Raw genomic sequence first — 3,577 nt, 5'->3', positions numbered from 1 at the left:
GTGCCGGCGATGGCCGCCGGGAGCGTGATGTTCTCCTCGGCCGTCAGCGTCGGCAGCAGGTTGAACTGCTGGAAGATGAAGCCGATCTTGTCGCGCCGCAGTTTCGTCAGCGCCTTGTCGCCCAGGCCGGTGATGGTGGTGCCGCCGACGGCGACGGTGCCGCGGTCGGTCGTGTCGAGACCGGCCAGGCAGTGCATGAGCGTCGACTTGCCCGAGCCCGAGGGGCCCATGATGGCGGTGAACTCACCGGACCTGAAGTCGACTGAGACGTCGCGGAGCGCGACGACCTGCGCCTCGCCCGAACCGTAGGCCCGCCAGAGGCCGGAAGCGGTCACGGCCGCGCGGACCGCGGGAGGGGCGGGGGGATTCGCAAGTGGCACGGGATTGCCTTTCTGGGTCAGTGTTCCTCTTCGGATGACCACAAGGCTATGGACCTGCGTGAACGTCGGCTTCGGCCAGCGGACCGGACTTCGGCTCATCCCCGAGGGGGAGCCGGTGCCGCGGGCTCGGCCGAATGGCGGAGACGGCCGATCGGCGCGAACGCCTTGGGGGAGCGGCGAAGTGACGCGAGCTGCCCGGCATTCGTCCGGTGCGTCCGCGCGATTCGCGGCGCCCGACGGGAAGGCGAAGCGGGCCACCGCGGACGAGTCGAGGGGGCGGCGCTGTGCGCCGCCCCCTCTTATTCCGGTTCCCTTTTGAGAGTGAAGTTATTCGTAGGCGATGGCCCCCAGCACGTTGAGCTTCGCGGCGCGGGCGGCCGGCGCGAGCGCGGCGAGCAGGCCGACCACGACCGACACGACCAGGTAGGAGATGATCAGGCCCCACGGCAGCGCGAACTGCGTCAGCCCCTCGCCCTCGAGCGCCTGCTGGACCGTCCAGCCCAGGCCGATGCCGACCGCGATGCCGAGGACGGCGCCGAACAGGCAGATGATGATGCTCTCGACGGTGATCATCCGCCACGCCTGCCCGCGGGTCATGCCCACCGCCCGCAGCAGCCCCAGCTCCCGCGTCCGTTCGAGGACCGACAGGATCAGCGTGTTCACCACCCCGATGATGGCGATGATGATGGCCAGGGCCAGCAGGATCTGCACGGCGCCGACGATGGTGTCCAGCCCGCTGGTCTGCTGCTCGGTGAACTCGGCGTTGTTGGTGACGCCGACCTCGGGCTCGTCGGCGAGGGCCTGTTCGACCTCGGCCTGAGCCGAGTCGATGTCGGCGCCCTCGTCGAGGTCGATGTAGGCCTGCATCGGCTTGGGGATCGCGAAGTGCTCGATCTGCTCGGGCGCGACCCACCAGCCGTTGGTCAGGTCGTAGCCGTCCAGGATCGCCGCGACCTGCAGCGTCTCGGTCGTGCCGTCGCTGAAGGTCACCTCGACCGTGTCGCCGAGCGCGAGGCCCCGGTCCTCGGCGGTGCCCTCGTCGACCACCACCGCGTCCGGCTGGAGATCGGCGACCGAGCCCTCGGCGACCGTGGCGCCGAAGACCTCGAGCGTCGAGCTCAGGTCCTGGCTGGAGGACAGCGCGGCGGTCTGGCCGTCGACCTCGGCGCCGAAGAAGTCCGCGTAGACGTCGCCGACGGTCGTGGTCTCCGGCAGCGCTTCCTTGATCTCGTCGAGCGTCTCGGGCGAGAAGGTGGGGATGTTGGCGCCCGTCTGGAGGCCGCTGACGATCAGGTCGGAGTTCAGGTTCGTCTCGAGCGCCTCGGCGGTGGTGGCCTTGAGGCTCGACACGACGGTGGCGATCCCGGTGATGAGGGCGACGGCGATCATGAGCGCCGAGGCGGTGATGGCGGTCCGCCGCGGATTGCGCCCGGCGTTGAGCCTGCCGAGCTTGCCCGAGAACGACCAGGACATCAGCGCGCCGAGGGCCCCCACCAGAGGCCGCGAGATGATCGGCGTGAGCATGGTGACCCCGACGAACGCGATGCCGACGCCGGACATGACGCCGAGGATCTTGTTGTCGTCGCCGAGGCTGTCGGTCAGGCCGAGCGCGATGAGGACGGCGCCGACCAGCGCCACGACCGAACCGGCGATGGTGATGGTCCGCAGCGGCTTGGGCGGGTTGACCGCCTCCCGCATGGCCGCCACCGGCGGCACCCCGGAGGCCTTGACGGCCGGGACCAGGGCCGAGAGCACGGTGACGCCGATGCCGACCACCAGCGCCCAGATGACCGTGGCCGGCACGACGAACTGCACTGACAGGCCGCCGGCGAACATGAACTCGCCCACCGCCAGCGACAGCCCCCAGCCGAGCAGCAGGCCCAGCCCCAGACCGAGGACGGAGGCGATGACGCCGACGATGAGCGCCTCGGTCAGCACCGACCGGACCACTTGGCCCCGTCCGGCGCCCATCGCGCGCAGCACGGCCAGCTCCCGCTGGCGCTGGGCGACGATGATCGTGAAGGTGTTGATGATGAGGAACACCGACACGAACACCGCGATGAGGCCGAAGCCGAGGAAGATGTAGCCCATGACGTCGGTGAGGACGGCGAGGCCCTCGGCGGCCTCGTCGCTGGCCTCTTCGCCGGTCTGCACCTTGTAGTCGCCGATGGCGGCCGCGATGTCGTCGGTGGAGAAGTCGCCGTAGACGTAGACGGCCGTGTAGGCGTTCTCGCCCTCGGCCATCAGCTGCTGCGAGGCGGGCGTGGTGAACGCCATCTGCGTCTCGCCGGCCAGCGAGTCGCGGTCGCCGCTGAGACCGTAGGCGCCGACGATGGTGAACTCGGTGCGGTCGGCGGTGTAGGAGTAGACGGTGACCGTGTCGCCGACTTCGAGGCCGGAGTCGGCGATGAACTTGGTCGAGACGGTGACCTCGTCGTCGGCCTCGGGCCCGCGGCCCTCCTTCAGCTCGAGGTAGCCCTCCTGGTTCTGACCGGAGTCCCAGTTGAGTCCGACGGTCGGCGCGAAGGTGCCGACGAGTTTCCCGTCGGAGCCGATGGCGTTGACGGTGCCCTCGACGGCGCCGCTGGCCGTCTCGACGCCGTCGACCGATTCGATCTGGTCGATCGTCTCGGCCGGGATCATGTTCGCCGAGGTCCCGAAGCCCTGGTCGAACTCGGCGTCGGCGGGCGTGACGACCGCGTCGACGCCCACATAGGCGTCGGAGATCAGGCCGCGGACCGACTTCTCCATGGTGGCGGTCAGGATCATCGCCGCGGCGACGAAGGTGGTGCCCAGCACGACGGCCAGGCTGGTGAGGACGAGGCGGGCCTTGCGGCTGGCCATGCCCTTGAGAGTGGCGCGCAGCATGGTCAGGCGGCCTTTCCTTCGCTGGCCGCGACGAGCTCCTCGAAGTGCTTCATCTTGTCGATGACGGCGTCGGCGGTCGGATCGCTCATGTCGTCGACGATCTGGCCGTCGGCCAGGAAGATGACGCGGTCGGCGTAGGCGGCCGCGGTGGGGTCGTGGGTGACCATGACGATCGTCTGGTCGAAGTCGTCGACGCTGGTGCGCAGGAACTTGAGGACCTCGGCCCCCGACCGGGTGTCGAGGTTGCCGGTGGGCTCGTCGGCGAAGACGACCTCGGGCCGGGAGGCCAGGGCGCGGGCGCAGGCGACGCGCTGCTGCTGGCCGCCGGA

The 3,577-nt window shown here is 69.9% G+C and carries 3 protein-coding genes; all 3 read right to left on the bottom strand.

Features of this window, described 5'->3' with window-relative positions; all coding sequences use genetic code 11:
- The coding region (locus tag YWW_RS0124150; RefSeq protein ID WP_026932107.1) for an ABC transporter ATP-binding protein at positions 1-335 on the bottom strand (335 nt) is incomplete at its 3' end.
- Positions 336-707: 372 nt separating this feature from the next.
- A complete protein-coding gene (locus YWW_RS0124145) occupies positions 708-3,248 on the bottom strand; it encodes an ABC transporter permease (protein WP_026932106.1) in 2,541 nt (846 codons plus the stop codon).
- Between the two features lie 2 nt (positions 3,249-3,250).
- Positions 3,251-3,577, bottom strand: a 327-nt coding sequence (locus YWW_RS0124140; RefSeq protein WP_026932105.1) for an ATP-binding cassette domain-containing protein, incomplete at its 5' end; no start/stop codon positions are given.

This window comes from Glycomyces tenuis DSM 44171, assembly GCF_000427885.1.
GTDB classification, from domain to species: Bacteria; Actinomycetota; Actinomycetes; order Mycobacteriales; family Micromonosporaceae; genus Glycomyces; species Glycomyces tenuis.
This window is presented reverse-complemented; position numbering and strand designations above follow the sequence as displayed.

Excerpts from the sequence above, each read along its gene's own strand:
- YWW_RS0124145 (WP_026932106.1), bottom strand. The coding sequence starts at position 3,248 with ATGCTGCGCGCCACTCTCAAGGGCATGGCCAGCCGCAAGGCCCGCCTC.